A 26,343-nucleotide genomic window follows, 5' to 3' on the forward strand; every position below is an offset into this window, starting at 1 on the left:
GGGGGTTCCCCGCCCCCGCCCCCCCCGGGGGGCGGGGGGGGGCGCGCCGGCCCCCCCCCCCCCCCGCGCCCCCCCCCCCCGGGGGGCCCGCGGCCCCCCCCCCCGGGCCCCCCCCCCCCCCCCCCCCCGGTGCGTCCGCCCGGTACGTCCGCCCGGTGCGGACACGGCCTAGTGGAAGAAGTGCCGCGTCCCCGTGAAGTACATGGTGACGCCGGCCTTCTTCGCCGCCTCGACCACCAGCTCGTCACGGACCGAACCGCCGGGCTGGACCACCGCCCTGACGCCGGCCGCGGTCAGGATCTCCAGGCCGTCGGGGAAGGGGAAGAAGGCGTCCGAGGCGGCGAAGGAGCCCCGCGCCCGCTCGGCGCCCGCACGCTCGACCGCCAGCTTGGCGGAGTCGACGCGGTTGACCTGGCCCATGCCGACACCGACGGAGGCGCCGTCCTTGGCGAGGAGGATCGCGTTGGACTTGACGGCCCGGCAGGCCCGCCAGGCGAAGGCCAGCTCGGCCAGCTCGCCCTTCGAGAGGGGTTCGCCGGTCGCCAGGGTCCAGGAGGACGGGTCGTCGCCGTCGGCCTGGAGCCGGTCGGTGGCCTGGAGGAGCCGGCCGCCGTCGATCTGCTTGACCTCGACGGGCGTGGCCGGACCCCGGTGGGCGCGCAGCACACGGATGTTCTTCTTCTTGGCGAGGGCCTCCAGCGCGCCGTCCTCGTACTCGGGCGCGACGATGACCTCGGTGAAGATCTCGGCGACCTGCTCCGCCATCTCCTTGGAGACGGGGCGGTTGACGGCGATGACACCGCCGAACGCGGACAGCGGGTCGCAGGCGTGCGCCTTGCGGTGCGCCTCGGCGACGTTCGCGCCGATCGCGATACCACACGGGTTGGCGTGCTTGATGATCGCGACGCACGGGTCGTCGTGGTCGTACGCGGCACGGCGCGCGGCGTCCGTGTCCGTGTAGTTGTTGTACGACATCTCCTTGCCGTGCAGCTGCTCGGCGTCGGCCAGGCCGCCCCCCGCGGCGGAGTCGCCGATGGACGCGGTGTCGACGTACAGGGCGGCGCCCTGGTGCGGGTTCTCGCCGTAGCGCAGGGTGTTGCGCTTCTCGAAGGTCGAGCCGATGAACTCGGGGAAGTCCGAGTCGTCGGCGGGCGCGTACTCGCTCGCGAACCAGGAGGCGACGGCCACGTCGTACGCGGCGGTGTGCTGGAACGCCTCGGCCGCGAGCCGCTTGCGGGCGTGCAGGTCGAAGCCGCCGTCACGCACGGCGGACAGCACATCGGCGTACCGCGCGGGGCTGGTGACCACGGAGACGGACGGGTGGTTCTTGGCGGCGGCGCGGACCATCGAGGGGCCGCCGATGTCGATCTGCTCGACGCACTCGTCGGGGGTGGCGCCCGAGGCGACGGTCTCCCGGAACGGGTAGAGGTTCACGACGACCAGCTGGAACGGCTCGACGCCCAGCTCCGCGAGCTGCTCCCGGTGGGACTCCAGGCGCAGGTCGGCGAGGATGCCCGCGTGCACGCGCGGGTGCAGCGTCTTGACCCGGCCGTCCAGGCACTCGGGGAAACCGGTGAGCTCCTCGACCTTGGTGACCGGGACCCCGGCGGCGGCGATCCGCGCGGCGGTGGAGCCGGTGGAGACGAGCTCGACACCGGCCGCGTGCAGGCCCTGGGCGAGCTCCTCCAGGCCGGTCTTGTCATAGACGCTGACGAGCGCGCGCCGGATGACCCGCTTGCCGCTCCCGGCCGTACCTGTGCTGCCGGCGTTGCCTGCGCTGCCTGTGCTCTCGGCGGTCACTGGATAACTACCTTTCGTCCCTCGATGCGATAGCCGTTGCGGGCGAGCCGCCCCACGACATCGACGAGCAGCCTTCGCTCGACTTCCTTGATGCGCTCATGAAGAGCGGAACCATCGTCCTCGTAGTCCTCGTTCCGGACCTCGACCACGCCCTGGGCGATGATCGGGCCGGTGTCGACGCCGTCGTCGACGAAGTGGACGGTGCACCCGGTGACCTTCGCGCCGTAGGCGAGAGCGTCACGGACGCCGTGCGCCCCGGCGAAACTGGGCAGCAGGGCGGGATGGGTGTTCACGAACCGGCCGCCGAAGCGGGCCAGGAACTCCTTGCCGACGATCTTCATGAAGCCGGCCGAGACGACGAGGTCCGGTGCGTGCGCGGCGGTGGCCTCGGCCAGGGCCGCGTCCCACTCCTCACGGGTCCCGTAGTCCCTGACCCGGCGGACGAAGGTCGGCAGGCCGGCACGCTCGGCGCGCTCCAGTCCTGCGATGCCGTCGCGGTCCGCGCCGACCGCGACGATCTCGGCTCCGTAGGCGGCCGGTCCCTGCGACGCGACCGCGTCGAGGAGAGCCTGCAGATTCGTACCTGATCCGGAGACCAGCACGACGAGGCGCTTGGCCTTGGCCACGGCGGGGCCCTTTCTCGGGGAGTGCCTTTGTACGGTCGTACGAATGCTTCGCGCCCTCGGATACGGGGAAGTCTACGAAGCGGCCGACCGTCAGCAACGATACCGGCACACCGGACGGCCCCCACGGGACGGGGGCGGGGCCGGAAGGTAGCGTCTGGGGAGGAACCGCCCCGGGGAAGACGGTCCGCGCGGGGGAACGCCTTTCGCGTACGGGACGTTGACCTGGGACAGGGCTGACCTGCGGCAGGTACGAAGGTCCGGGGAGCCAGCCCCGGACGCGTGACCAGCTCTGTGGACAGTGCCCGCCGAACGCCACCGAGAACACCACCAAGGGGAAGACGCACACCTGATGCCGGACCGAAGTCTCCGACGCCCTCCGCTCCTGCTGCACGAGCGGCGCCCCTCTCCCACTCCGCCGCGGGAGAGCGACGACGTGCCCGCGAGCGGGCAGGGCTCCGCGGGCGGCCAGGACTCCACGGGTGGCCGAGGCTCCGCGGGCGCCCAGGGCCCCACAGGTGAGCAGGGCTCCGGTGCGCCGGACTCCGGGCAGCACCCCGGGCCGCCCCGGGCGCCGGGGAATCCCTCGGACGACAACCCCTTCGCCCCGCCCCCGGAGGGCACCCCCGACCGGCCGTGGCAGCCCCGGCGGCCCGCGGGCGACCAGGGCGGTCAGAGCGGTCAGGACGGCGCCGGGTCCCCCTGGGGCAGCCAGTGGAGCGACCGGCAGCCGGGCCGCGCGCCGGGCGGCCGGTTCGGTGACAAGCCGGGTTCCGGCTCCCAGGGCGGTTCCGGCGGCGGGCAGGGCGGCCCGGAAGGGTCCGGTGGCCCGGGTGCCGGAATGCGCTGGGATCCGTCGGACCCCGCGCAGCGGCGCGCCCGGTACGCGCTGCTGTCGGGCATGTGGGCGTTCTTCTTCGCCCTCTTCAGCTGGCCGTACGTAGCACTGCTGCTCGGCGCCCTGGCTCTGTACTGGGCGATCAGCGCGCTGCGCGAGAAGCCGCGTCCGCCGGACCCGGACACCCCGGCGCCGCCGTCGCAGAGCTCGAAACCTCAGACCACCGCGGCGGTCAGCGGCCTCGTCACGGCGTCCCTCGCGCTCGCCCTGGTGGCGACGACGTTCACGGCACAGCTCGTGTACCGCGACTACTACACCTGCGTGAACGACTCCCTCACCAACACGGCGAAGAAGTCCTGCGACGAGCTGCTCCCGGAGCAGTTGCAGGGACTGCTGGGGGCCCGCAACTGACTCCTGTGACGGTGCCCTGTGCGGTGTCAGCACAGTGGCCCGAGCCGGCGGGGTGACCGGCCCGGCCCGTCCGCGCGGAGTCGCTCATCAGTCCGGGGGGTCGACCCGGTCGACGGGGGTGGACGCCCGCTTCAGCGCTGCCCAGCGGCTCTCGCGCGCGGCGTCGTCGTCGTGCCAGAGCGAACCGAAGGAGTCGGCGGGCGGCAGGAAGTCGTACGGCTGGAAGTCCGGGTCGGAGTCGCGATCCGCGCCTGAGCCGCGGTCCGAGCCGGAGCCGTGGTCCGAGCCGGAGCCGTGGGCGGGCTTGGGGGGCGTGCGCCGCCCGAACCGGAACCGCGACGACCAGGAGGCACGCGGGCCTCGCGGCTCGCGCCCCGAAGCGGCCGCCTGAGCCGCGGCCCGTTCCGTTGCGGGATTCCGGGTCCGAGGCGGCGGCGGTCCGTGCACCGTCTGCTCTTGGGCAGCCTGCGCCCCGGCTGACGGCTGCTCCCCAGCTGTCGGCTCCTTGCGGGTTGCGGGCCCCTTGCCGGCTGTCGGCTGCTGGCGGGCTGCCGGCTGTGTGTGGGCCGCCTGCTCGCGGATCGCCCGCCCGGCAACCGCTTCCCCCTGCTGACTCCGCCCACGTCGGCCCCGGAGTGCCCGGCCCCGGAGTCCGCCCACTTCGGGTGCTGTCGCGCGAGGCGCGTGGGTCCGGGGTTCGCGGAGGCGCCAGGCGCGCAGCGCCAGGGCCGTCGGCAGGCCCACCGCCGCGGTCCAGGCCGCCGCGGCCGGGCCCGTCAGCCACCAGACAGGGCCGAATTCGGCGAGCGCGGCCACCCCGAGGGGCCCGCCCGCCAGGGCGGCGAGCACCGCGAGGGCCAGACCGCACAGGACCGCCGCGAGCGTCAGGGTCTCGGCGGTCCGCCGGCACGACCAGGCCGCGGCGCGCCGCGCGGCCGGGGAACCCGCCTCCGCTCCCCCGGCCGTGGCCCCTGCCGGAGGCGTCCCGCCTCGCCCACGCTCGCGCCGCGGCACTCCCGCCCCGACCGTGAACCAGGCCACCACCACCCCGGCCAGCAGGGGCACGGCGCCCGCCGCCCAGTTGAGCGGTGTTCCCGGTCCGGCGTCCGGAACCGCCGCCAGCAGGGGAAAGGGCGGCATCCGTGAGCCGGGGTCCGACAGCAGCGGTCCCACCGCGTGTCCGGTGCCGAGCGCGAAACCGGGACCGAGGGCGTACGCGGCCCCCCACACCGCCGCGTTCGGGACGAGCGTCAGCGCCAGCAGCAGTACCGCGATCCGGCCCGACCAACTCTCCGTGAGCTGCAGGAACGACTGCCGCGCCGGACCCCCGTGCCACAGCAGCGAGGCACCGACGAGCACGGCCCCGCCGCCCACCAGTGACGCGGCCCCGGCGGCCGCGGCACGCGCGGCGGCGGGGAGCCGGGATTCGGTGGTACGGGAGCCGGGCGTGCGGGAGCCGGTGGTGCGGGATGCGGTGGTGAAGGGAGGCAGGGGGGCGAAGGGAAGACTTTCGAGGGCGCGGCGCAGGGACGGCGGAAGAGGTCCGGACGAAAGGTGCCCGAACGGCCGCCCGTACGCCGTCAGGACGCCCACTCCCGCCGCGGTCACCACGAGCAGCGGCGGCCACAGGACGACGGACGTCCACGACGGACGCGGTTCGCCGCCCGCGGCGTACACCGTGGCGGCTGCGCCGACCGCCAGGTAGCCGAGGACGGCGCCGCTCCACGCCGTGCGGACGGAGGGCGGCGCGGACGCGGCGGTGCCGTCCGCCGCGTCGCGTCCGGCGCGGTACAGCAGCCACGCGGGCAGCACGACCAGGAGCAGCGGCGTCACACCAATGGGTGCGGGTACGCCGGACAACGTGTCCGTGCGGACGAGTTCCGCGCCGTGCGCCAGCAGCCACAGCGCGGCGGCGACGTGCAGCGCTCCGTCGGGGCCGCTGTCCGGGTAGGGCGAGCTGACCCACAGCACCGTCACGAGTACGGCCATCGCTCCCAGTCCGAGGCCCGCCGCGAGCGCGCCGCCCAGCAGGCCGGCGGCCAGTCCGGGCGACCGTCTACGCAGCCGGGCGAGCTGCGGCGGCAACGAGGGACTGCGGTCCGGGCTGCGATCGGTCATCTGGGTCACGCCCGCCATGCTCCCAACGACACGCGCTTTCCCGTCGTAACAGGCGAACCTCCGATGTGTCGCCCAATATACTTTTTATGTGCTTTTACGTACGAAAGGGTGTCCGGTGACGCAGACCGCTGCCTCTGCTGCTGACGCTGCCCCGGCCGACACCGAGGCCGACACCACCCGGGCCGACGCCGCGGCTCGCGGTGACGACTCGGCGCCGGGTGACGGCCCGGCGTCCGACGACGTCCTGACGGCGGACGACGTCCTGACGCCCGCTCAGGCTTTCGACGCCCTCTACGTGTTCGCCGCCCCCGCCCTCGTACGGCAGACGTATCTGCTCACCGGGCGGCGTGAGCTGGCGCGGGAGTCCGTGGAACGGGCCTTCCATCTGGCGTGGCAGCGCTGGCCCGAGGTGGCGGTCGACCGGGACCCGGCGGGCTGGGTGCGTGCGGCGGCGTACGAGTACGCGATGTCCCCCTGGCACCGGCTGCGGCTGCGCCACCGCCTCCCGGAGACGCCGCCCGCCGCCCTGGACGACCGCCGGCTGCTCTCGGCCCTGCGGAGCCTGCCGCCCGCGTACCGGCGGACCCTGCTCCTCTACGACGGGCTCGGGCTCGGGCTGCCGGAGACCGCGGCCGAGACGGAAGCGAGCACTCCGGCTGCGGCGAACCGACTGCTCCACGCGCGCGCGGGCATCGCCGCGCGCCTCCCGGAACTGGCGGAGAACGAGGAACTGCGGCGCCGCCTCGCGGAGCTGGGCAGCACGGAACGGCTGCGCACCGCGCCGAAGCCCGTCGCCGTCCGCGCGGACAGCGAACGCCGGGCCCGCCTCTGGACCCGCGCGGCCATCGCCCTCACCGTGCTGGTCATCGGGTCCACCGCGGTCACACTCCACCGGGCCCCCGACCACTACGAGGCCCCGCAGGCGCCGGCCAAGACGGTGCCCGGGGTTCCGCCGCGCTCAGGGCCCGCCCCGCTGTCCGCGGAGGAACTGGCACTCCGCGCCAAACTGCGCACCCTCTTCGGAGTGGGCCCGGACAGGCTCCTGCCGCAGGCCCGCTGAGAGGCGCCCGGCAACGCCGACGGGCCCGCACCCCTCAGGGGGTGCGGGCCCGTCGGCGTACCGCGAACGGTGAACGGTGAAGGTGCCGGATCAGCCGGCGAGGATGGCGCGGGCCAGCTTCGCGGTCTCGGTCGGCGTCTTGCCGACCTTGACGCCGGCGGCCTCCAGGGCCTCCTTCTTCGCGGCGGCCGTGCCGGAGGAGCCGGAGACGATGGCGCCGGCGTGGCCCATGGTCTTGCCCTCGGGCGCGGTGAAGCCCGCGACGTAGCCGACGACCGGCTTGGTCACGTTCTCCTTGATGAAGTCCGCCGCGCGCTCCTCGGCGTCGCCGCCGATCTCACCGATCATGACGATCAGGTCGGTGTCGGGGTCGGCCTCGAACGCGGCGAGCGCGTCGATGTGCGTCGTGCCGATGACCGGGTCGCCACCGATGCCGACGGCCGACGAGAAGCCGATGTCACGGAGCTCGTACATCATCTGGTACGTCAGCGTGCCGGACTTCGAGACCAGGCCGATGCGGCCCGGCTTCGTGATGTCGCCCGGGATGATGCCGGCGTTGGACTGGCCCGGCGTGATGAGACCGGGGCAGTTCGGGCCGATGATGCGGGTCTTGTTGCCCTTCGACTTCGCGTACGCCCAGAAGGCGGCGGAGTCGTGGACGGCGATGCCCTCCGTGATGACGACCGCGAGGGGGATCTCGGCGTCGATGGCCTCGACGACGGCGGCCTTGGAGAAGGCCGGCGGCACGAAGAGGACGGACACGTTGGCGCCCGTCTTCTCGATGGCCTCGGCGACCGTGCCGAAGACGGGGATCTCGGTGCCGTCGACGTCGACCGAGGTGCCGGCCTTGCGCGGGTTCACACCGCCGACGATGTTCGTGCCGTCGGCCAGCATGAGCTTGGTGTGCTTCATGCCCGTGGCACCGGTCATGCCCTGGACGATGACCTTGCTGTCCTTGTTGAGGAAGATAGCCATGGCTGTTCTGTCCCTCGTCCCTTACTTCGCGGCCGCGAGCTCGGCGGCCTTGTCGGCCGCGCCGTCCATGGTGTCCACGCGCTGCACCAGCGGGTGGTTGGCGTCGGAGAGGATCTTGCGACCCAGCTCGGCGTTGTTGCCGTCGAGACGGACGACCAGCGGCTTGCTGACCTCCTCGCCCTTGTCGGCGAGCAGCTGCAGCGCCTGGACGATGCCGTTGGCGACCTCGTCACAGGCGGTGATGCCACCGAAGACGTTGACGAAGACGGACTTGACGTCCGGGTCGCCGAGGATGATCTCCAGGCCGTTCGCCATGACCGCGGCGGAGGCGCCACCGCCGATGTCGAGGAAGTTGGCGGGCTTGACCCCGCCGTGCGCCTCACCGGCGTACGCGACGACGTCCAGGGTGCTCATGACGAGACCCGCGCCGTTGCCGATGATGCCGACCTCACCGTCGAGCTTGACGTAGTTGAGGTTCTTCTCCTTGGCGGCGGCCTCAAGGGCGTTGGCCGAGTCCTTGTCCTCGAGCGCCGCGTGGTCCGCCTGGCGGAACTCGGCGTTCTCGTCCAGGGACACCTTGCCGTCCAGCGCCAGGACGTCACCGGAGGCGACCTTGGCGAGCGGGTTCACCTCGAGGAGGAGCGCGTCCTCCGCGACGAAGGTGTCCCACAGGGTCACGAGGATCTCGGCGACCTTCTCGGCCACCTCGGCCGGGAACTTCGCCTGGGCCACGATCTCGCGGGCCTTCTCGATCGAGACGCCCTCGACGGCGTCGACCGGGACCTTCGCGAGGGCCTCGGGGGTCTTCTCCGCGACCTCCTCGATGTCCATGCCGCCCTGTACGGACGCCATGGCGAGGAAGGTGCGGTTCGTGCGGTCGAGGAGGTACGAGACGTAGTACTCCTCGACGATCTCCGGAGCCGTCTCGGCGATCATCACCTTGTGGACCGTGTGGCCCTTGATGTCCATGCCGAGGATGTCCGTCGCGCGGGCGACGGCCTCGTCCGGGGTGGCGGCCAGCTTCACGCCGCCGGCCTTGCCGCGGCCACCGACCTTGACCTGCGCCTTGACGACGGACTTGCCGCCAAGTCGCTCGGTCGCCGCGCGCGCCCCTTCAGGCGTGTCGATGACTTCACCGGCCAGCACCGGTACACCGTGCTTGGCGAAGAGGTCCCTCGCCTGGTACTCGAACAGGTCCACGCGCGTCCGTCCCTATCAGGTAATTCGCGGTTCGTTGTCTGCGTGGGCGTGCCGCGAGGGCAACGTGACTGCGCGGTCACAAGGAGGGCGTGAGCACGGTGGCCGGCACGCGGCATGTCCGTCTCGCAGGTTATCCCCGCAGGCGGCGGGGCCCTAAATCGCAGATCACACCTGGGCGGTGATTACGGTCACAGAATGCCAGCCCTGAGGGCCTCACCAGGCTGGGGTTTGCCTGGTGAGGCCCGGCAATCAACCCCTGAAACAGGTTGCAGGGGCGTGGGGCGGCCGGACCTCACCCCAATGAGGTCCGGCCGCCCCGGACCGCAGGGTCTCGGCCGCACGAACCGAACGGCTTTCGGCCGTACGGGCCTGCGCCCTGCGGAGTCCTGAGGTGTGGGGGCACAGGGGGGCGCGGGGGGCGTGAAGGGGCCGGGGGCCGGAGGGCTGCCGTACGGCCGACCGTCGGGCCGGGCCTTACGACGGGAGGACCGCGTTCGCGGCCGGTACCAGGCAGTGCCAGCCGGAGCAGAGCCGGACTGGATGGTTCCGGACAGGTCGCGGACGTCGGGTCCGGCCTCCCCGGCCACCCGGTGCGGATCGCTCGGCCCGGTCGGCCACGGCTCACACGAACGGCTGAATGTCGCCCGTCACGTCGCCCACGGGCGACGCGCCGCCACCGATCCGCTGCCGCCGCCATCGACGGCACGACGAACCGGGGCACCCGGCGGAGAGGGCCGGAGCTAGCCGGGGGACGCCGGTATGTCCCGGTGCCGGTCCCGGGTCCCGGCCGCGGTGACGTCCTCCGCGGCGCCGGGCACCAGCGCCGACCGGAGCCTCTCGCTCGACGTGACGGCCTGCGCGTCGCCGTGCCTCGGCGACCCGCTGTCGGCCGCGGAGTGACCACCGGACACGCCCGCCGGGTCGCTGTCGGGAACCTGGTGCACGGGTGCGACCCCCGAGGCTGTGACGTGCCGAGGGTGCGCGCGGAGGCGCGCGCCGCTGTCGGCCGCCGCGAAACCGCCGGCGAACCGCGGCCCGAACGCCGCCGGCGCCCCGTTCTCTTCGCGCGACTTCCCAGGCACCTGCTCCTCGACCGCCTGCTTCTCGGCCGTCTGCCCGGCTGCCTGGTCCCCGTCCGTCGGTCCGTCCGGCCGCTGTGGCGCTCCCGTACCGGCCGGCGGGGTCTGGCCGGGCATCTCGGGCACCCCGGGCACCTCGGGCAGAGGCAGCCCCGGTGCTTCCGGGAACCCGGGGACGGGAACGTCGGGCAGCGGCGGCAGGTGCGGGAGCGTCGGCCACCCCTGCGGCGGGGCCGGCTGCCCGGCGATCCCTCCGGTGATCTGGTCCACCAGATCACCGATGGGCCGACCGACGGGTCGCACGACATGCCCGGCGGCCGACGGCACCACGACATCGGTGACCGGGCGGACGGCCTGCTCGGTCACCGGCCGCAGGATCTGCCCGGTGACCGGCCGCGGGACCTGCTCGGTGACCGGCCGCAGAACGCGCTGGACCTCCACGGTCGCGGCCCGGTGGTTCGAGCCCGCCGCCACACCCTCCGCCGCGCTCGCCTGCTTCCCCCACAGGAGCCCCAGCACGAACAACCCGCCCACCAGCAGCGCCACGTGCAGCGCACGCCGACCGACGGACCCGCGCGTCACACGCGGGGCGACACCGGGCGATGCGGCTGACAGGGCCAAGGCGGAGAGCTCCCGTGCGGAGGGACGAGACGGGGAGGGAAGGACGAGACGAGGGAGGCGCAACCAGGCGGGCGGTGAAGGGGAGTCGAGCAAGGGGCGGTCGGGCCGGGTGGTCGAGCGGGGTGAAGCGGGGCGCGGTGAAGCGAAGCGGGGCGCGGCCGTGCGGCTGCATGCCCCCCGAAAGCTCGCCGATCCTCGCACGGGACTCCCGAGGTTGCGCAAGCCCCCTGTTACCGATGGATACGCATGTCCGCTTTTTCCGCCACCTTGCGCCCTTCCACCCCCCGTCCACCGTCCCTCTACCGCCCCTGTCCTCCCCGTCGCCTCTACTGCCCGGGGCTGCCCGTGTCCGGTATCGGCAGCGGGCGCTTCTCGATCGCCGCGGCCATCACCTCCGGGAAGAGGTCGGGCGTACAGGCGAACGCCGGTGCGCCCAGCCCCGCCAGTGCCGCCGCGTGCTCACGGTCGTACGCGGGGGCGCCCTCGTCGGACAGCGCGAGCAGCGTCACGAACTGCACCCCGGATGCCTTCATCGCGGCGACCCGCTTCAGCATCTCGTTGCGGATACCCCCTTCGTAGAGGTCGCTGATCAGCACGACCACGGTGTCGGCGGGGCGCGTGATCTGCGACTGGCAGTACGCGAGGGCCCTGTTGATGTCCGTACCGCCACCGAGCTGGGTGCCGAAGAGGACGTCGACCGGGTCGTCGAGCTGGTCGGTGAGGTCGACGACGGCCGTGTCGAAGACGACGAGCCGGGTGTCGATGGACCGCATCGAGGCCAGGACCGCGCCGAACACCGACGCGTACACGACGGACGCCGCCATGGATCCCGACTGGTCGATGCAGAGGACGACCTCCTTCTTCATGGACTGCGAGGCGCGTCCGTATCCGATGAGGCGCTCGGGCACAATCGTGCGGTACTCGGGCAGGTAGTGCTTGAGGTTGGCCGCGATGGTGCGGTTCCAGTCGATGTCCTGGTGGCGCGGCCTGCTGATCCGCGCACTGCGGTCGAGGGCCCCCGTGAGGGTCGCCCTGGTACGGGTCGCGAGCCGCTTCTCCAGGTCCTCGACCACCTTGCGCACGACGGCCCGTGCCGTCTCCTTGGTCGTCTCGGGCATGGCCTTGTTCAAGGACAGCAGGGTGCCGACGAGATGGACGTCCGCCTCGACGGCCTCCAGCATCTCCGGTTCGAGGAGCAGGGTGGACAGGCCGAGCCGGTCGATGGCGTCCCGCTGCATGACCTGGACGACGGAGGACGGGAAGTACGTCCGGATGTCCCCGAGCCACCGGGCGACGGACGGCGCCGACGCCCCGAGCCCGGCCGAACGGTCCTGGCCCGCCCGCGCCCTGCCGCCCTTCCCGTTCCCGTACAGCGCCCCGAGGGCGCCGTCCATCGCGGCGTCCTGCCCCGCGAGCGCGCAGCCCGTGCCGTCCGCGTCCTCGCCGCCCAGCACGAGCCGCCAGCGCCGCAGCCGCTCGTGCGCGGCACCGCCCGCTCCGGCACCGTCGTCGGTACCGGCAGCGTCCGGCTCGGCCGTTCCCGTAGGTACGGCCCCCGTGTCCACAGCGCCGGTGCTCATCACCTCACCCCCGCAAGGTCGTTGTCCGGATGGTCGTTGTCCGCGCGGTTGTCGCCCGCGTGGTCGGCGTCGTCGAGGTCCAGGCCCAGCAGCAGGCGCAGGACCGGCAGTACGGCGTCGGCGCGGTCCGTGTCGAGGTCGGGCGCGAAGCCGGGTGGCCCGGAGACGCCGGCGGCGACGCTCCCGTGTGGTCCCGGGCCGCGCCGCACCAGCTCGCCCAGGGTGCGGCGCACCCCGGGCTCGTACGCCGAGAACGTGCGGCGCAGCAGCGGCAGTACGTCGGTGAACGCGTCCGCCGGCACGCCGGTCAGCCAGGAGTCGACCAGTGCGAGCAGCCGTTCGTCGTGCACGAGGAGCATGCCGCCGCCGGATCCGCCGCCGACGAACCCCTCGATCCAGGCCGCCGCGTCGCCGGGCGCTGTCCCGGGCGACAGGACAAGTCCCATGAGCCGGGCCGCCTCCGCCTGTCCCAGTTCCCCGTCGTCCAGCAGCAACCGGACGGCCCGCCCCCGGACGACACCCGGAACGGTGTCCCGTGCCGACAGCGTGCCCAGCACGGAGTGCCACCGGCCGCGTATACCGGCGCGGGAGTCGTCCTCGCTCCCTTCGGCCAGCAGCCCCACCGCGCCGTGCACGGCGTCCACGTGCCCCCGCATCTCCTCGGCGGCCTCGGCGTCGAGAGCGGCGCACGCCGGGGGCAGCCCGACGAAGACGCGCTCGGCGAGGCCCGCGGCGACCTCGGCCAGGGCGTGCGTCCCGGTGCCCCGGACGTCGCCGTAGCGCAGGGAACGGACGAGGGCGGGCAGTGCCTGGGCGAGGTGCCCCACGTCGGCGTCCAGGGCGGCGCGGTCGGCGAGGATCCGCATCACCACCGGGAGGGCGTCCGGCAGTTCGGCGAGGAGGCAGCGCTCGGCCAGACCCGTGACGTCGGCCAGGGACTGTGCGCCGACGGCGTCCGCCTCGGCCTTCGCGGTCGCGGCGGAGATCACCGTCGTGCCCCACACCCCGGCCTCGGCGACCCGCACCGCGAGCTCCGGCTCCCAGCGCAGCCGCCAGGTCTCCCGGAACGTACCCGTGCTGCCGCGTGAGGCCGCCGGCTCTCCCCACCCGACGCCGAGGAGGCGCAGCCGGTGCAGCAGTCTGCTGCGCCCGCCGTCGGTCTCCTTGCGCAGGTCCAGCTCCAGTTCCCGCTCCTGGGCCTCCGGTTTGAGGCGCAGCTTTCGCTGGAGCCGGGCGAGGTCGCGCTGCAGGGGGACCGCGGGCGCCGCCTCGGGCACCTCGCCCAGGACGTCGCCGACGACCAGCCGGTCGTGCACGAGCGCGAGCGGTACGTCCGAGCCCTCGCACATCACGGCCCGCACGGCGTCGGTGGTCTCGGTGAGGCCGGGCAGGGGCCGGCCCCGCATCGCCGCGAGCGTGTCGGCGAGCCGCACCGCCTCGATGACGTGCGCGGACGAGACGAGCCGGTCCTCGTCCCGCAGCAGCCCGGCCACCTTCGTCATCCAGCGCTCGACGGGGCGGTCGGCGGCGGCGAACAGATGCCCGTACCAGCCGGGTGAGTCGATGCCCGCCCCGTAACCACTCACGCGGGAGAGCCGGCGGTGGGTCCAGGGCACCCAGGTCATGTCGGCCTTCACCTTGGGGAGGCCCTTGAGCAGGGCCCGGTCGGCGGCGACGGTCGTCCGCCGGCGCAGCGCGGGCACGTGCCAGGCACCGCACACCACGGCCACGTCGTCCTCGAACTCCCGTTGCGCGGCCCGTATCTGGAGGCGCATGTGGGCCTCGCGGACGAGGTCCCTCTCGTGTCCGCCCGTGCCGTAGACCTCCCGCAGTGCCTCCATGGCCTCGCCGAGCACCTCGAACGGCGCGAACGCGTCCTCTCCCCGCGCCCCCCGGTGCTCGATCACGTCCTCCCACCACCGCTCGGGGTCGTCGTACCCGGCGGTCTCGGCGAGCACGGCGAGCGGGTCGATCCGCACGGCCTCCGCGGGTCCGTGGCGCGGCCCGTCCGGCTCCCCGTCCCCTCCGCCGCCCGCCGCCTCGCCCTCCCCCGGCGCCTCCTTCTCGCTCTCGTCGTTCTTGTCGTTCTCCTTCTTCTCGTTCTCCTCCTCGCGTCCCCAGGCGAGCGTGTGGGTGGCCGGGAGGTCGATGAAGCGGGCCGGTACCTCGTGTTCGAGGGCCCAGCGGATGGCCACCCACTCCGGTGAGAACTCGGCGAACGGCCAGAACGCCGACCGCCCCGGCTCGTCCACGACGTGCGCGAGGAGCGCGACGGGCGGCCGCATGTCCTCGTCGGCGGCCAGCGCGATCAGCGCGTCCGCCTCCGGTGGTCCTTCGAGCAGCACCGCGCGCGGCCGCGCCTCGTCGAGTGCCGCCCGTACCGCCCGCGCCGAGCCGGGTCCGTGGTGTCGCACCCCCAGCAGCAGGGGTCCGGGCGCCCGAAGGCCCCCGCTCGCCGCAGCGTCCTCGCTCACGCGCTCACCTCCCTGCACGCCCGGTAGAAGTCCTTCCAGCCGTCGCGCTCGCGGACGACCGCCTCCAGGTACTCCTGCCAGATGACACGGTCGGCCGCCGGGTCGCGGACGACGGCGCCGAGGATGCCCGCGGCCACGTCGCCCGCGCGCAGGACGCCGTCCCCGAAGTGGGCGGCCAGGGCGAGGCCGCCGGTGACGACGGAGATCGCCTCGGCGGTGGACAGCGTGCCGCTGGGCGACTTGAGCTTCGTACGGCCGTCGGCGGTGACGCCGTCGCGCAGCTCACGGAAGACGGTGACGACGCGGCGGATCTCCTCGAATCCCTCGGGCACGGCCGGCAGGTCCAGGGAGCGGCCGATCTGGTCCACCCGGCGCGAGACGATCTCGACCTCGGCGTCCGCGCTCTCCGGCAGCGGCAGGACCACCGTGTTGAAGCGGCGGCGCAGGGCGCTCGACAGGTCGTTCACCCCGCGGTCACGGTCGTTGGCCGTCGCGATGAGGTTGAAGCCCCGCACGGCCTGCACCTCGGAGCCCAACTCCGGTATGGGCAGCGTCTTCTCCGACAGGATCGTGATGAGCGTGTCCTGTACGTCGGCGGGGATGCGGGTCAGCTCCTCGACCCGGGCCGTCATGCCGTCCGCCATCGCCCGCATGACCGGGCTGGGCACCAGCGCGTCCCGGCTCGGGCCGTGCGCGAGGAGCTGCGCGTAGTTCCACCCGTAGCGGATCGCCTCCTCCGGTGTGCCGGCGGTGCCCTGCACGAGAAGGGTGGAGTCCCCGCTGACCGCCGCCGCGAGGTGCTCGGACACCCACGTCTTCGCCGTGCCGGGCACCCCGAGCAGGAGCAGGGCCCGGTCGGTGGCGAGCGTGGTGACGGCCACTTCGACGATGCGGCGCGGTCCCACGTACTTCGGCGTGATCACCGTGCCGTCCGGGAGCGTGCCGCCGAGCAGGTACGTCGCCACGGCCCACGGTGACATCCGCCAGCGGGCCGGCCGCGGGCGGTCGTCCTGCGCGGCCAGCGCGGCGAGTTCGGCGGCGAACGCGTCCTCGGCGTGCGGCCGCAGTTCCTCGCTCCCGGACGCGGACGCGCCGGCCGGTGCCAATGCGGGTGTTGATGCGGACTGGTGCTGGCTCGGCTCGACGGACGTCGGGTCGACGGACACGGACATGGAGCGGTCCCCCTTGCGGCTCGGCCGGTTCGGATCTGGTTCCACCGTGCACCACGCCACTGACAATCGGCTCTGACCTGCACAGACGCTGGCGCCACGGCCGATTGTCAGTGGGGGGATCTACCGTCGGTTGCATGACTCAGCAGGGGGTGCGCTGGACTGCGGATCAGGTGCTGGCACTGGCGCCTGACACCGCGTCACGCAAGGCGGGCAGCAAGCTCGGTGCGGCCGGGCCGTGGTCGGAGGCGGGCAGTTCTGACGAGGGGACGGTGTGGGGCCTGTGCAAGGGGAGCGGCAGCAAGCCGTACCGGACGGTTATCGACATCGCGGACTCCACCGGGCCCGCGTACAAGTGCAGTTGTCCGAGTCGCAAGTTCCCGTGCAAGCACGCGCTGGGGCTGCTGCTGCTCTGGGCCGGCGAGGACGGCGCGGTGCCGCGGGGGCAGGCGCCGGACTGGGCGGACGAGTGGCTCGAGGGCAGGAGGAAGCGCGCGGACGACAGACGCGCGGCGAGCGCAGCCGGTTCCCCGCCCGCGGGTGACCCGGAGGCGGCGCGCCGCAGGGCGGAGCGGCGGGCCGAGTGGATCACGGCGGGGGCGGCGGAGCTGGAGCAGCGGCTGACGGACCTGCTGCGGGGCGGTCTGGCCTCGGCGGAGCAGTCGGGGTACGGGATGTGGGAGGAGACCGCGGCCCGCATGGTCGACGCGCAGGCGCCCGGGCTGGCCGCGCGGGTGCGGGAGCTGGGGGCGATACCGTCGTCCGGCCCCGGCTGGCCGGTGCGGCTGCTGGAGGAGTGCGCGCTGCTCCACCTCCTCGACCAGGGGTGGTTGCGCCGTGAGGGACTGCCCGACGGCCTGGCCGCGACGGTCCGTTCCCGGATCGGGCTGCCCGGTGCGGCGGACGGACCGCCGGTGCGCGACCAGTGGCTGGTCCTGGCCCAGTACGACACCGCGGACAGCCGTCTCACGACCCGCCGCATCTGGCTCTACGGGGCCGAGTCGCGGCGCACGGCCCTGCTCCTCTCCTACGGGGCCGCAGGGCGCGCACCGGAGCTGGCGCTGCCTGTCGGGCTGACGCTCGACGCGGAGGTGTCCGCGTATCCGGGCGCGGGACAGTTGCGGGCGGCGCTGGGCGAGCGGTTCGCACCCGGGGCGCCCACGGAGTTCCGCCCGCCCGGCGTGGACGTGGCGCGGGCCGTGGCCCAGTACGGCGCGGCCCTGCGGGACGACCCGTGGCTGGAGTCCCGGCCGGTGACGCTAGAACGCGTCATACCGACCCCGGACGGCGACGGCTGGCAACTGGCGGACGCCGACGGGGAACTCGCCCTGCCGCTCACCCCGGCCGCCCGGTCCCGCTCCGGCCTGTGGCGCCTGGTCGCCCTCTCCGGCGGCCGCCCGGTGACGGTCTTCGGAGAGTGCGGCCACCTCGGCTTCACGCCGCTGACGGCCTGGCCGCAGGGCCCGGGCGAGGCGGTGGCCCTGTGCTGACGGCCCGGCGCTCCGGCCTTGCCGCCCCCCTATGGCCAGACCTCGCTTGGAAGGGACGTTCATGACCAGTACACCCGCTTCCGCACAGGCGCCCGACGGGAGCCACTGGGAGGAGCTCGTGACCGTGGCGCTGCTGGGGACGGCGCGCCGTGCGCCCACCGGGGTCCCGGCCGGGCGTGACGCGCCGACGGCGTTGCTGGACGCGGCGGCCGTGGAGACCGTGCGACGGCGGGCCGGGATGCGGCCGGGGCGGGCGGCCGCCCGGCTCGAACCGGCGGCGGAGGACGCGCGTCCCGCGCTGCCGCCGGCGGCGGCACGCAGGCTGACGATGCTGCTCGCCGACCGGCCGGGGGCGGGCAGCGGCGGCCGCAGGGGCACGGCGCCCGATCTCATGGAGTTGCTGCCGCAGTGGCTCGCCACGGCGAACCGGCACGGTTACGCGGCTCCCGCGCAGGCGCTGCCCGCGCTGCTGGACGCGGCGCGGGGGCGTACGGACATCCGGCCTGCGGTGCTGGCGTTCGCGGGACCGCGCGCCCTGTGGCTGGCCCGGCTGAACGCGGACTGGCGCTTCGCGCTGCGCTCGACACCGGGCGGCGGGGCGGCCCTGCCCGGCCCCGGGGAACCGGAGCGGGTGCGCGAGTTGTGGGAGGAGGGCCTGTTCGCCGAGCGGGTCGCGCTCCTGTCGGCGGTACGGGCACGGGACGCGGCGGCCGCCCGGGATCTGCTCGCCACGACGTGGGCGTCGGAACGTGCCGAGGACCGGCTGATGTTCCTCGACTCGTTGCGGACTGGGCTGTGTGCGGCGGACGAGCCGTTCCTGGAGCGGGCGTTGGCCGACCGGAGCCGCAATGTGCGGTCCACGGCGGCGGAGCTGCTGTCCGCGCTGCCGGGCTCGGCGCTCGCCGGGCGGATGGCGGAGCGGGCGGGGTCCTGCGTCGCGATCGACCACACGCACAGCGTGCCGACGATAGCGGTGGAGGCGCCGCACGAGTGCGACCCCGGCATGGAGCGGGACGGCGTGGTCGCCAAGGCGCCGGCCGGCCGCGGCGAACGGTCGTGGTGGCTGGGCCAGGTGGTGGAGGCGGCGCCGCTCGGCACCTGGTCGCGGCGGCTCGGCGGGCGTACGCCGGAGGAGATCGTGGCGCTGCCCGTGGCCGACGACTGGCAGGACGAGCTGCATGCCGCGTGGTGCCGGGCGGCGGTGCGGCAGCGTGATCCCTCCTGGTCCAGAGCGCTGCTGGGGACACCGGCGGCACCGGAGGCGGGCGGGCCCGGAGCGGTGTCCCTCGCCGAGCGCGCGAAGCTGCTCGGCATCCTGGAGGCGTCGGAGCGGGCCGGCTGGGTGGCGGGGTTCATCGCCATGCACGGGCTGTCCGAGGCGTTCCAGCTGCTCGGGGTGTGCACGGTGCCCTGGGCGGAGCCGCTGGGCCGGGCCGTGGTGGACGCGCTCAACATCGCGCGCGACGCGGGCAGCTATCCATGGAGCTTCAGCGGGGTCATGGGCCTGGCCGAACGCTGTCTGGACCCGGCGGAGGCCATCCGCCTCGAAGCCCTCACAGCCGTCCCCGACGAGTCGGAGGACGCGGCCCCGGGCGCCGGAGGCTACTGGTCCGAATCCTTCCAACGCCTGGTGACGACGCTACGCCTGAGAGCAGCCATGCAATCAGAACTGACCCCACCCTGACCCCACCAACGGAGCCGCCCCCCCCCAGGGGCGCGGGGAACGGCGCACCCAGCCCCAGCAAACCCGCACCAACCCACGAAGCCCGACCACGCCCCACCCAGGGGCGCGGGGAACGGCGCAATCAGCCCCAACGAACCCGCACCAAACCCACAGAGCCCCACCCCAACCCGCCCAGGGGCGCGGGGAACTGCGCGATCAACTCCAACGAGCCCGCACCAACCCACAAAGCCCGACCACGCCCCACCCAGGGGCGCGGGGAACGGCGCACCCAGCCCCAACGAACCCGCACCAACCCAGAGCCACACCCAAAACGCACGCAACAAAAACGGCAGCCCTAAACCGGCTGCCGCACATTCATCCGCACCCACTCCACGATCTCCGAAGTCGTCGCCCCCGGCGTGAAGATCTCGGCGACACCCTTCTCCTTGAGCCCCGCGATGTCCGCCTCAGGAATGATCCCCCCACCGAACACCTTGATGTCCGAGGCGTCACGCTCCTCCAGCAGCTCGATGACCGCAGCGAACAGCGTGTTGTGCGCCCCGGACAGGATGGAGAGCCCGATCGCGTCGGCGTCCTCCTGGATCGCCGTACCCACGATCTGGTCGGGCGTCTGGTGCAGACCGGTGTAGATGACCTCCATGCCCGCGTCCCGCAGCGCCCGCGCGATCACCTTCGCCCCGCGGTCGTGCCCGTCGAGCCCCGGTTTGGCCACCACCACGCGGATCGGACCGGCTGCCACACCCATCACTGCCTCCATGAACCGACTGCGCCCGATCTGCCGATCTGCACAGATCCGTGCCGAGTGAACGAACGTTATCTCCAGCATCCCGCAACCGGCAGTTTCGCGGTGGAGACCGAGGGGGAAATCACACGGTGGGACACATTCGCAGCGCACCGATCCCGCACACCGCGACACACGCGTCGCCGGCGGGACGAGCGCAAGGGAAACCGCTACGAGGTCTCCGCACCTCCGCGCCGTCAGCCGCGCGACGGGGTGGTGCGGCGCATCGGCGATCGCACGACGACGGTGGCCCCGTCGCTCCACCGGTGCCACCCACGCCGCACGTGCACCGTCGCCGCCCTCATCCATCGGCTTCCCACGAGGGCACACGGGGGAACAGAGGGTTCCTGCCGTGCGCCGACGGGAGGTCGGCCATGAAGGTCACCAGGGCATTACTGGCCCTGCTTCCACCGTGCCAGCGTCTGTTCCCCGTCAGACTGGCCGGACTCTCACCGACCCTGCTCAAGGCGACGGCCCTGGAGATCGCGATCCTGGCGGGCCACCTCATCCTCTATCCGTCCGGCATCGCCCCGGAGCGCCGCCCGTCCCCGGTCCCGCCGCAGGCCCTGGCACACCTGCCCGACGCGGACCTGGACCCGGCCGCCCCCGGCACGGGTCTCGGCACGGGCCCGGCCTCCGCCGCGGACACGACCCGGCTGCCCACCCCGACCAGGCCCCCGGTCGTCCTGCTGCACGGGTTCATAGACAACCGCTCGGTCTTCGTGCTGTTGCGCCGCTCCCTGGCCCAGCACGGCCGGCAGCAGATCGAGTCGCTCAACTACTCCCCGCTGACCTGCGACATCCGGACCGCGGCCGAGCTGCTCGGCCGGCACATCGAGGAGATCTGCGAGCGCACCGGCCGCCAGGAGGTGGACATCGTCGGGCACAGCCTCGGTGGACTGATCGCGCGGTACTACGTGCAGCGCCTGGGCGGTGACGTCCGCGTCCGGACCCTGGTCACCCTGGGCACACCGCACGCGGGCACCCGCGTCGTGCCGCTGATGAACGCGCACCCGATCGTCCGGCAGATGCGCCCGGGCTCCGGCGTGCTCCGAGAGCTGTGCGAGCCGGCCCCGCACTGCCGCACGCGGTTCGTGAGCTTCTGGAGCGACCTCGACCAGTTGATGGTCCCCCTGGAGACGGCGTGCATCGAGCACCCGGACCTGTTCGTGCGGAACATCCGGGTGAGCGGCATCGGACATCTCGCCCTGCCGGTGCACCCGGCGGTCGCGGCAGGCATTCGTCAGGCCCTGGACGCCGAGGAGGAGACCACCCGCGCCGCCGCCCACACCGGCGGCCTCACGGTGGCGTGACCGGAAGGGCTCAACCGGAGTGGGCGTCATCACAACGGCGTAACCGGAAGCGGACGTCCGGATGCGATCCGCCATGAACCGGGGCAACAGGGAACGACAAAAGGCGCCGGAGAGCGCCGCAAACGGAAGCCGTGCGCCGCTCCGGAGACATCACTTCTTCGAACACCCATCGAACGCCAGGCCAAAGCTGTGCCCATACACCGCCGAAAGGCGGCCGAATGCCCGTTTCCTGCGAGGAGGAAACCTGCTGAAGATTGTCGCGCCCTCGTACCGCCGGGTACAGTCGCCGCACTGCTCTGCCAGCCCCTGTCGTCGAGGCGAAAGAGAAGTTGGTGAACGACCGTCACCCGTCGGGGACCGTAACTCCCCCGGCTCCGGCTCCCGAGGCCGCCTCGGCGCACTACGCGTCCCACGGCCAGCAGGACGCCCTGTACGGCGACTTCACCACGTATGACGCGTACCCCGCCACCGGTTTTGAAACCGCCGCCGCCGACTCGTACGGCACGCCGGGCGGTTACGACTCGACGGGCGCCTACGCGACGACCACGTTCGCCACCGACCCCCTCTTCGGCGACCTGCCCGGCAACGGAAGCGGAACCGACGGCAGCGGTGGCGGAACGGGTTCGTACGACGCCACGTCGGGCACGTCCTCCAACGGCAACTGGGCGCAGTCCACGGGCAGTCACCAGACGCTGAACTACGACCCGTACGCGGCCCAGCACCACGCCGCCCACGAGACCGGCAGCTACGACACGAGCGGTGTCTGGCCGGACGCCGGTTACCAGCAGCTCGGTGAGATCCCGGCGCAGGCCGCGGGCCCCGACGGCACAGGTCAGTGGGACGCGAACGCCTGGCTCCAGGCGGACCAGTTCGACCCCACGCAGCAGTGGACGGCGCCGACCTTCGAGACGGGCACGTACGACGCCACGGCGTGGAACTCGGACGGCGGCGAGCAGCACCAGGCGCAGACCCAGACCCAGCTCCACCCCCGGACACAGGCACCTCCGCAGGCGGAGCACGAGTCGTACGACCAGCAGGCCACCAGCGCGTTCGAGCAGGTTCCCTACGAGGAACAGGCCACCGCGCAGGGCGAGTTCGACCACTCCGGCCAGGGTGCCGACATCGCCGACGCGGACACCGAGACCCACATCCACGTGCACGACGAGCCCTCGCTGCTCGACGGTGTCGAGGAGATCGCTCCCGCCGCCCCGGGCGGCCGTGCCGCGTCCCGCGCGGCGGGCCGTTCCGCTTCCCGCTCGCGCCGCCGCCCTCCGCCCAAGCGTTCCGCGCTGCTGACGATCGCCGTGCCGTCGGCATGCGTGATGGGGGTCGCCGGTATCGCCGCCGCGTCGGTGACCGGTGGCGAGAGCGGGGACGAGGTCCGCACGACCGCCGCCGCACCGGACGCGGCCGCGGTGCAGCCGTCGGTCGCGAACAACAAGCTGGACACCCAGCTGGAGAATCTCTCCGCTGACGCGGACGACTTCGCCGACCGGGCGAGCCGCACGCAGGAACGTATCGACCTCAAGGCCCAGCAGGCCGCCGAGAAGCAGCGGGCGGCTGCCGAGGCGGCCCGCAAGGAGCGGCTGCGCCCGAAGTTCGCGCTGCCGGTCTCGCGGCACGGGCTCAGCGCCTACTACGGTCAGGCCGGCATCAACTGGATGTCCGTGCACACCGGCATCGACTTCCCGGTCTCGTACGGCACGACGGTGATGGCCGCCACGGACGGCGTCGTCCGTACGCAGCTGAACAGCGCCTACGGGAACATGATCATCGTGACGGCCAAGGACGGCACGGAGACCTGGTACTGCCACCTCTCCACCTACAAGGTGGCCCCGGGGACGGTCGTGAAGGCCGGCGACCCGATCGCGTACTCCGGGGACTCGGGCAACTCCACCGGCCCACACCTCCACTTCGAGGTACGTCCCGGCGGCGGCTCGGCGATCGACCCGCTCCCGTGGCTGCGCAGCCACGGGGTGGACCCCACGTAGGCGAGTCCCGGACCGAGCGACCGCGGACCGACTGGTCCCGCCCCGGCCCTGCCGCTTCTCCGCCTACGGCTCCTCCTACAGCTTCTCCACCGGCGCGTACCGCAGCAGCAGGCGCTTGGGCTTCTCTCCGCCGAAGTCGACCGTCGCCTCCGCGTTCGCGCCCGTGCCCTTCACACCGACGACCGTGCCGAGGCCGAACTGGTCGTGCGTGACCCGGTCCCCGACCGTCACCGACACCACCGGCTTCTCCGCGGAGCCCCGCCGCGTCGCGAAGCCGGACGCGCCCGAGGCCGCCGAGCGGGAGCGGGAGGAGGACAGCGAGGCAGCCACCCCGGCCGCCGGACCGCCGGCCACCGGGCCCATGGAACCCCTGCGCTTCCAGTCCAGATGCGCGTCCGGGATCTCTTCCAGGAAGCGGGACGGCGGGTTGTACGAGGGCTGCCCCCAGGCGCTGCGCATCGACGACCGCGTCAGATACAGCCGCTCACGCGCGCGGGTGATGCCGACGTACGCGAGCCGCCTCTCCTCCTCCAGTTCCTTGGTCTGGCCGAGGGCGCGCATGTGCGGGAAGACGCCGTCCTCCATACCGGTGAGGAAGACGACCGGGAACTCGAGGCCCTTGGCGGTATGCAGGGTCATCAGTGTGATGACGCCCGAGCCGTCCTCGTCCTCGTCGGGGATCTGGTCGGAGTCGGCGACCAGGGCCACCCGCTCCAGGAAGGCGGCGAGCCCGACCGACGTCTCGCCCTCGCCGTCGTCCCCGCCGTCGCCCTCGGTCTCGCCGCCGGCGGCCTCCTGCTCGAACTCCAGGGCCACCGAGGCGAGTTCCTGGAGGTTCTCGATGCGGGTCTCGTCCTGCGGGTCGGTGGAGTTCTGCAACTCGGCGAGGTAGCCGGTGCGTTCGAGGATCGCCTGTACGACGGTCGCCGGGCCTGCGCCGGACTCGACGATCGTGCGGAGGTCCTCCATCAGCGTGTTGAACCGCTTGACGGCGTTGGTCGAGCGGGCCGCCATGCCGTATGCCTCGTCGACGCGGCGCAGCGCCTGCGGGAAGCTGATCTTCTCGCGCTGGGCGAGCGCGTCGATCATCGCCTCGGCGCGGTCACCGATACCGCGCTTGGGCACGTTCAGGATGCGGCGCAGCGGTACGGAGTCCTCGGGGTTCGCGAGCACCCGCAGGTACGCGAGGACGTCCCGGACCTCCTTGCGCTCGTAGAAGCGGACGCCGCCGACGACCTTGTAGGGCAGGCCGACCCGGATGAAGACCTCTTCGAAAACACGGGACTGGGCGTTCGTACGGTAGAAGACGGCGACGTCGCCGGCCTTCGCGTCGCCCGCGTCGGTGAGGCGGTCTATCTCGTCGGCGACGAACTGCGCCTCGTCGTGCTCGGTGTCGGCGACATAACCCGTGATGCGCGCGCCCGCGCCCGCGTTGGTCCACAGGTTCTTGGGGCGGCGGGACTCGTTGCGCTCGATGACCGCGTTGGCGGCGGTCAGGATCGTCTGCGTGGAGCGGTAGTTCTGCTCCAGCAGGATCGTCGTCGCGTTCGGGTAGTCCTCCTCGAACTGGAGGATGTTGCGGATCGTCGCGCCGCGGAAGGCGTAGATCGACTGGTCGGCGTCACCGACGACGCACAGCTCGGCGGACGGGAGGTCGCCCTCCGTCGGCGGGACGTCCTCGGGGTGCGCGACGGGGTCGGTGGCGGTGCCGACGAGTTCCCGGACGAGGGAGTACTGCGCGTGGTTCGTGTCCTGGTACTCGTCGACGAGGACGTGCCGGAAGCGGCGGCGGTAGTGCTCGGCGACGTCCGGGAAGGCGCGCAGGAGGTTGACCGTCGTCATGATCAGGTCGTCGAAGTCCAGCGCGTTCGCCTCGCGCAGCCGCGACTGGTACATCGCGTATGCCTGGGCGACGGTCTTCTCGAAGCCGTCGGCGGCCTGGGCCGCGAAGTCCTCCTCGTCGACCAGCTCGTTCTTCAGGTTCGAGATCTTGGCGCTGAAGGACTTCGGCGGGAAGCGCTTGGGGTCGAGGTCCAGGTCACGGCAGACCAGGGCCATCAGGCGCTTGCTGTCGGCGGCGTCGTAGATCGAGAAGGACGACGTGAAGCCGAGCTTCTTGCTCTCGCGGCGCAGGATCCGTACGCAGGCGCTGTGGAAGGTCATCACCCACATCGCGTTCGCCCGCGGGCCGACGAGCTGCTCGACGCGCTCCTTCATCTCGCCCGCGGCCTTGTTCGTGAAGGTGATCGCGAGGATCTGGCCGGGGTGCACCTTGCGCTCGCCCAGCAGGTGGGCGATGCGGTGGGTGAGCACCCGGGTCTTGCCGGAGCCGGCGCCTGCCACGATGAGCAGGGGTGAGCCGTGGTGGACGACCGCCGCGCGCTGGTTCTCGTTCAGCCCGTCCAGGAGCGCGGCCGGATCGACGAGCGGCCGTGGGGCGCCGTCGCGGTAGTGGCCGTCCCTGCTGGGGGGCACGTCGAACCGCCCGCCGAACAGGTCGTCCGGAACGGGGTCCGGCGCCTCGTCCTCGGGCGGCGGCGGGGACTCCGTCTCGTGGGCCTGCGAGGGTCCGAGGTCCGCCAGGAAGCTGTCATCAAAGAGGCTGCTCATCGCTCTACGAGTCTAGGCGTCCCCACTGACACCCCGCCGCCACCGCCGGAACCTCACCGAAAATCACGGCCCGTCGACGCCCCGTGGGAAGCCCGAGAACCGCGCGACCAGCACGCACGCACCCGCGGACCCACGGATTGCTCGCGGAAATCCCTTCCGCACGCCCCTCGCGCCACTTCGGGCACATCCACCCAGAACGCACCCAAATATCGACACCGAACGACGTTCACAGCTCAGGTCACGAAAATGTATCGGGCATATCGCACATCAAACTTCACAGGTGCCACACGAATTGGCTAACTTTCGCGTAGGTCGCTCGACCCGCACCGGCGAACAACGCCGGGCCGAGCGGCCTCCGCCGAATCCGGTACGCCCTCGTGGCCACCGGAACCGGGGACCCAACCGACATTGGGGTGAATCGGCCCGGCTCCCGCACGGGAATCAGGGCCGTAGGGCAAACCTTCCGAAGCATTCGCCCGAACCCGACAGCTAACTCGGTAGGCGGATGACGGAAGGAGACGCCCTC

17 protein-coding genes and 1 riboswitch are annotated in these 26,343 nt (G+C 72.9%); of the genes, 6 read left to right on the plus strand and 11 right to left on the minus strand.

The genetic code is table 11. The features are described 5' to 3' along the window. Nucleotides 1-168: 168 nt before the first annotated feature. Nucleotides 169-1,800, minus strand: a complete 1,632-nt coding sequence (purH, locus tag ACFYXC_RS11020) for a bifunctional phosphoribosylaminoimidazolecarboxamide formyltransferase/IMP cyclohydrolase (protein ID WP_388914321.1) — start codon at nt 1,798-1,800, stop codon at nt 169-171. Further along, nucleotides 1,797-2,426: a phosphoribosylglycinamide formyltransferase gene (purN, locus tag ACFYXC_RS11025; protein WP_388914317.1), complete on the minus strand. Its 630-nt coding sequence runs from the start codon at nt 2,424-2,426 to the stop codon at nt 1,797-1,799. Before purN ends, purH begins: the two co-directional genes overlap by 4 nt. A gap of 349 nt (nt 2,427-2,775) precedes the next feature. Here purN and ACFYXC_RS11030 point away from each other — a divergent pair, with 349 nt between their 5' ends. Continuing rightward, entirely contained in the window at nt 2,776-3,672 is an 897-nt protein-coding gene (locus tag ACFYXC_RS11030; protein WP_389549429.1) for a hypothetical protein, read from the plus strand. Nucleotides 3,673-3,759: 87 nt separating this feature from the next. Here the strand turns inward: ACFYXC_RS11030 and ACFYXC_RS11035 are convergent, their stop codons facing one another. Beyond that, on the minus strand, nt 3,760-5,808 hold the full coding sequence (locus tag ACFYXC_RS11035; protein WP_389549432.1) for a DUF6350 family protein: 2,049 nt from the start codon (nt 5,806-5,808) through the stop codon (nt 3,760-3,762). Between the two features lie 97 nt (nt 5,809-5,905). On the opposite strand from ACFYXC_RS11035, the gene ACFYXC_RS11040 reads away from it, so the two are divergent. Beyond that, nucleotides 5,906-6,850 (plus strand): sigma factor-like helix-turn-helix DNA-binding protein, encoded by a 945-nt coding sequence (locus ACFYXC_RS11040; RefSeq protein WP_389549435.1) that lies wholly within the window; start codon nt 5,906-5,908, stop codon nt 6,848-6,850. A gap of 90 nt (nt 6,851-6,940) precedes the next feature. On the opposite strand, the gene sucD is transcribed toward ACFYXC_RS11040, so the two are convergent. From sucD to ACFYXC_RS11070, 6 genes are all read right to left on the minus strand, one after another. Then, nucleotides 6,941-7,825, minus strand: coding sequence for a succinate--CoA ligase subunit alpha (sucD, locus tag ACFYXC_RS11045; protein ID WP_221347825.1), 885 nt, complete (start codon nt 7,823-7,825; stop codon nt 6,941-6,943). A gap of 21 nt (nt 7,826-7,846) precedes the next feature. Beyond that, the gene (sucC, locus tag ACFYXC_RS11050; RefSeq protein WP_388914304.1) at nt 7,847-9,025 is read right to left on the minus strand and encodes an ADP-forming succinate--CoA ligase subunit beta; all 1,179 of its coding nucleotides are present in this window, start codon (nt 9,023-9,025) and stop codon (nt 7,847-7,849) included. 740 nt (nt 9,026-9,765) lie between these two features. Then, nucleotides 9,766-10,686 carry a hypothetical protein gene (locus ACFYXC_RS11055; RefSeq protein ID WP_389549439.1) on the minus strand — a complete coding sequence of 307 codons (921 nt, stop codon included), beginning with the start codon at nt 10,684-10,686 and terminating at the stop codon, nt 9,766-9,768. 365 nt (nt 10,687-11,051) lie between these two features. After that, nucleotides 11,052-12,305 carry a vWA domain-containing protein gene (locus ACFYXC_RS11060; protein ID WP_389549442.1) on the minus strand — a complete coding sequence of 418 codons (1,254 nt, stop codon included), beginning with the start codon at nt 12,303-12,305 and terminating at the stop codon, nt 11,052-11,054. Then, nucleotides 12,305-14,779, minus strand: coding sequence for a DUF5682 family protein (locus ACFYXC_RS11065; RefSeq protein ID WP_389549445.1), 2,475 nt, complete (start codon nt 14,777-14,779; stop codon nt 12,305-12,307). Before ACFYXC_RS11065 ends, ACFYXC_RS11060 begins: the two co-directional genes overlap by 1 nt. After that, nucleotides 14,776-15,951, minus strand: coding sequence for an AAA family ATPase (locus ACFYXC_RS11070; protein ID WP_388914292.1), 1,176 nt, complete (start codon nt 15,949-15,951; stop codon nt 14,776-14,778). Before ACFYXC_RS11070 ends, ACFYXC_RS11065 begins: the two co-directional genes overlap by 4 nt. Before the next feature lie 134 nt (nt 15,952-16,085). Here ACFYXC_RS11070 and ACFYXC_RS11075 point away from each other — a divergent pair, with 134 nt between their 5' ends. Together ACFYXC_RS11075 and ACFYXC_RS11080 are read left to right on the plus strand one after the other, a co-directional pair. After that, complete coding sequence (locus ACFYXC_RS11075; RefSeq protein WP_389549448.1) at nt 16,086-17,438, plus strand: SWIM zinc finger family protein; 1,353 nt, start codon at nt 16,086-16,088, stop codon at nt 17,436-17,438. A 61-nt stretch (nt 17,439-17,499) separates the two neighbouring features. Further along, nucleotides 17,500-19,122 (plus strand): DUF5691 domain-containing protein, encoded by a 1,623-nt coding sequence (locus ACFYXC_RS11080; RefSeq protein WP_389549450.1) that lies wholly within the window; start codon nt 17,500-17,502, stop codon nt 19,120-19,122. Between the two features lie 334 nt (nt 19,123-19,456). Here the strand turns inward: ACFYXC_RS11080 and ACFYXC_RS11085 are convergent, their stop codons facing one another. Continuing rightward, nucleotides 19,457-19,867, minus strand: a complete 411-nt coding sequence (locus ACFYXC_RS11085) for a cobalamin B12-binding domain-containing protein (protein WP_389549453.1) — start codon at nt 19,865-19,867, stop codon at nt 19,457-19,459. Nucleotides 19,868-20,277: 410 nt separating this feature from the next. Between ACFYXC_RS11085 and ACFYXC_RS11090 the strand changes: the two genes are divergently transcribed. Together ACFYXC_RS11090 and ACFYXC_RS11095 are read left to right on the plus strand one after the other, a co-directional pair. Further along, complete coding sequence (locus ACFYXC_RS11090; RefSeq protein WP_389549456.1) at nt 20,278-21,216, plus strand: esterase/lipase family protein; 939 nt, start codon at nt 20,278-20,280, stop codon at nt 21,214-21,216. A gap of 332 nt (nt 21,217-21,548) precedes the next feature. After that, nucleotides 21,549-23,207 (plus strand): M23 family metallopeptidase, encoded by a 1,659-nt coding sequence (locus ACFYXC_RS11095; protein WP_389549458.1) that lies wholly within the window; start codon nt 21,549-21,551, stop codon nt 23,205-23,207. Between the two features lie 75 nt (nt 23,208-23,282). On the opposite strand, the gene pcrA is transcribed toward ACFYXC_RS11095, so the two are convergent. Continuing rightward, nucleotides 23,283-25,817, minus strand: a complete 2,535-nt coding sequence (pcrA, locus tag ACFYXC_RS11100; RefSeq protein ID WP_389549460.1) for a DNA helicase PcrA — start codon at nt 25,815-25,817, stop codon at nt 23,283-23,285. A 346-nt stretch (nt 25,818-26,163) separates the two neighbouring features. Then, nucleotides 26,164-26,337, plus strand: a riboswitch (cyclic di-AMP (ydaO/yuaA leader). Nucleotides 26,338-26,343 lie beyond the last annotated feature (6 nt).

The organism is Streptomyces sp. NPDC002701, assembly GCF_042889045.1.
GTDB lineage: Bacteria > Actinomycetota > Actinomycetes > Streptomycetales > Streptomycetaceae > Streptomyces.

Bases quoted from the DNA above. Each gene is read 5' to 3' on its own strand.
- ACFYXC_RS11070 (WP_388914292.1), bottom strand. From the start codon at position 15,951: ATGTCCGTGTCCGTCGACCCGACGTCCGTCGAGCCGAGCCAGCACCAG.
- ACFYXC_RS11085 (WP_389549453.1), bottom strand. From the start codon at position 19,867: ATGGGTGTGGCAGCCGGTCCGATCCGCGTGGTGGTGGCCAAACCGGGG.
- ACFYXC_RS11060 (WP_389549442.1), bottom strand. From the start codon at position 12,305: ATGAGCACCGGCGCTGTGGACACGGGGGCCGTACCTACGGGAACGGCC.
- ACFYXC_RS11080 (WP_389549450.1), top strand. From the start codon at position 17,500: ATGACCAGTACACCCGCTTCCGCACAGGCGCCCGACGGGAGCCACTGG.
- pcrA (WP_389549460.1), bottom strand. From the start codon at position 25,817: ATGAGCAGCCTCTTTGATGACAGCTTCCTGGCGGACCTCGGACCCTCG.
- ACFYXC_RS11035 (WP_389549432.1), bottom strand. From the start codon at position 5,808: ATGGCGGGCGTGACCCAGATGACCGATCGCAGCCCGGACCGCAGTCCC.
- ACFYXC_RS11075 (WP_389549448.1), top strand. From the start codon at position 16,086: ATGACTCAGCAGGGGGTGCGCTGGACTGCGGATCAGGTGCTGGCACTG.
- ACFYXC_RS11090 (WP_389549456.1), top strand. From the start codon at position 20,278: ATGAAGGTCACCAGGGCATTACTGGCCCTGCTTCCACCGTGCCAGCGT.
- ACFYXC_RS11030 (WP_389549429.1), top strand. From the start codon at position 2,776: ATGCCGGACCGAAGTCTCCGACGCCCTCCGCTCCTGCTGCACGAGCGG.
- sucD (WP_221347825.1), bottom strand. From the start codon at position 7,825: ATGGCTATCTTCCTCAACAAGGACAGCAAGGTCATCGTCCAGGGCATG.